This is a genomic window from Burkholderia sp. DN3021 (assembly GCF_049805555.1).
GTDB lineage: Bacteria > Pseudomonadota > Gammaproteobacteria > Burkholderiales > Burkholderiaceae > Burkholderia > Burkholderia pyrrocinia_C.
The window spans coordinates 1-2,787 of sequence record NZ_JBNCAB010000191.1 but is presented as its reverse complement, the minus strand read 5'-3'; the positions used below and the strand labels follow the sequence as shown (position 1 = coordinate 2,787).

At 59.9% G+C, this 2,787-nt stretch carries 2 protein-coding genes and 1 pseudogene; 2 read left to right on the top strand and 1 reads right to left on the bottom strand.

What is annotated here, in order from left to right; genetic code table 11:
* Positions 1-835: hypothetical protein (locus ACPUER_RS36270; protein ID WP_425133515.1), on the bottom strand; the 835-nt coding region annotated here is incomplete at its 3' end.
* Positions 836-1,240: 405 nt separating this feature from the next.
* Here ACPUER_RS36270 and ACPUER_RS36265 point away from each other — a divergent pair.
* Both ACPUER_RS36265 and ACPUER_RS36260 read left to right on the top strand, forming a co-directional pair.
* Positions 1,241-1,441 (top strand): annotated as a pseudogene (locus ACPUER_RS36265) (ISL3 family transposase); the annotation flags it as partial.
* A 73-nt stretch (positions 1,442-1,514) separates the two neighbouring features.
* Positions 1,515-2,510 (top strand): IS5 family transposase, encoded by a 996-nt coding sequence (locus tag ACPUER_RS36260; protein ID WP_425133514.1) that lies wholly within the window; start codon positions 1,515-1,517, stop codon positions 2,508-2,510.
* Positions 2,511-2,787 lie beyond the last annotated feature (277 nt).

Here is a 2,787-nt window from a genome sequence, read left to right as displayed (position 1 = left end):
GCCTCTCTCTACCGGCCGCACTATTCATAAATGCGTATACGCGTCTGTCAGGGTCATCGATTGCCAGATCGTTTCTTCTCGGCTCAGGAAGTGGCCCCAGCAGAGGTCTTCCTTGTGCCCAATTTTGGACTAAAGGCATCGACATACCGAGGAGCCGTACAAGCGGCTCCAACCACCGACGCTGTGGGCTAGGTTCCCAAATTGGCAGATGGCTATGCGGCTCCTTCTTGTATGCCTCAATGGCTTCATCAAATGACTTGGCATTATCCACGGCGGAATACCTGCTCTGGCTCTTCTCGCTCTGGCGCTTCTCCTTGGCCGTTGCGTCGTCTGCGCCCATCTGATCGGGCGCTGCGCCACGTGTTGATTCCTCCCAAGCGACTCGGACTTGCGGCGGGCTACTCTCGGCGATATACGGCTCGACAAGCTGCGGATTGGCCTCCACATAGTCCGCAAGATGCGCCCTCAAGGCGCGAATGACCGCCATCTCCGAGGCATGGTCCGGCAGGCCGAGCTGCCGCTTCATCGCGCCCGCATCCTCCTTGCCGAGCGCGGCCAGGAGCGCATGATAGAAACACTCTCCATCACGGGCGGGGTCAATCTCAATGCCATCTATCAACGCACTGTAATGCATGCCCCGCAGCACCAGCGTCACCGGCTCACGATCTGACTGGCGTGCTCCGAGCGATGTCAGCACGTCATAGTTCTCGTTCAGAATCCTCAGCGCGCGCTCCTGCGGCCATAGCGCTGACAGCGTCACCAGGATCGGCACCAGATCCCCGCCCTGATGGAACCACAGTCTTGGAGTCCGGATCTGGTCGGCGAGCGTGCGCACGTTATTCGGGCCACGCTGGGCCGCCGGCCCCTCGGTCGGCGCATGCGCGCCCTCTCGCCGAGTTCCGGGCGTGAGGTGCGGGTCCTGCCTCACCCTCGAGATCGTATTCGCCAGCGATGCGCGCGAGTCGTCACGCCGCGAAGCGCAAGCGCTTTCTGCGTTGGGTTGAAGTCGGTGGGGTGCGCTTGGCGCTGCTGGTGTCGAGGAGATAATGTTCATGAGCTATAGTCGAATCGGTTCTGTGGGCTATGGCGCGATAGTGTCAATCGGCCAAGGGGGCGTCAATTTAAATAGGATTACTTATAGATTTAATGAATAAAATGGTTCTGTCGCAATAAGGGCCTATGTTGAATTTAAAGTGGGTGGTATCGTCCGTTTTTTCGCATTACAAGACGAAGGGAAGTCATGCATAGCCAGCTGTTCGAAGCCGCATTGGGTGTGAGCGATCCGTGGTTCGTGAGCGGCGTCGATTTCGACGTGGCCGCCAAGCGGCTGACGATCCAGATCGACTTCACTGCTGGAAGCCGCTTCCCGCATCCGGAGGTGGCTGGCGCGCATCCCGTGCATGACACGGTCGTCAAGCGCTACCGGCACCTGGCTTTGTTCGGAAGGGGTAGTTGCGCGGCAGCGTGAGGTCGAGTAGAAAGGGCCATTGATCTATCCGCCTCGTGAACGTTCAGTGGCATACAAAGCCAGCCTGAAATCCGTTGCGCCGCGCAAACGCCCGAAACAGACGTATCGGGTCGCAAACGCCCGCGCCTACAATCAGAGCCTGAAGCGGCGAGGCCAGCTCAGCCTCTACTGCCCGCACGGCGATCTGAAGGCGCTGTTCATCAATGCCCGGCCGTATGTGCGGGGTGTGTCTGGGCGTACCCTGACCTACACGAACGCCTACATCGAGCTGATCTATACGTTCTATCGATTGTTCGGTTGGGCGATGCGCCAGATCACCGGCCTCATGGAAGAGTACTGGCGACTGCGTGGACTCGAGATCGCCGTGCCAAGCTTCGGGCAGTTCAGCGAGCGCTTCGCGACGCTGGCGGTCCCGGTGCGGCAGCGTTGTCAGCGGGTGGCCGACCGTCTGGCCAACGGCGAAGCGATCAGCCTGATCGTCGACAGCACCGGCATGTGCTTCGGCCGGGCCAGCGAATGGCATCGCCAGAAGTACGGCCGCGACGCGAGCCGAACGCCGTGGCGCAAGGTCCACCTGTCGATCGATCCGGAAATGAACATTCACGCCATCGTGGTCACCGAGGACGATGTGTCCGACGAGGCAGGATTGGATGCCGTGCTGGCGGTCGATGCGCCCGTCGACTGCGTGATTGCCGACGGCGCGTACTACAGCATCGCGCAGACCGAAGCATGGTCGGCCTGCGGTGTGCTGCCCGTGATACCGCCGCCGGCGAATGCGGTGGTTCATGACCAGCCGACGACACGCTGGCACGACCAGATTGTCGGCTACATTAAGGAGAAAGGCATCCATGCGTTCCACAACAAGTACGGGTATGGCAAGCGCGCACGGGGCGAGGCGCAGATCTCGTGGATCAAGCGTTGCATCGGATCGCGACTGCTGACACGCCGATTCGAATCGCAGCAGCGCGAGGGCGTGATCATCGCGAATCTCGTGAACCGGTGGAACAGCTTCGGCAAGGCGGTTTGCGTCAAAATAGCCTAATTGCGGCCGCAACCAACTGAGCGCATACCCTGTCGAACAAAGCCACCACGACCCACGATCTACCGGTCCTTTCACCCCGACCGATCGTTACTGTCGATGATAGGCAGGATCGGGTTGCATGAGGCTCAACAATCGTCAGGTGCATTCGCAATCGCCAGGGCAATCGCATGAAGTAGCATTGAGTGTTCACGAGAAATTGGTTTGAAATTTGGTGCCGAACCCGGCCAGTAGTTCGGCCAGCTCGGCGTCGATGGTTTCCTTGGTCCAGGTGACGAAG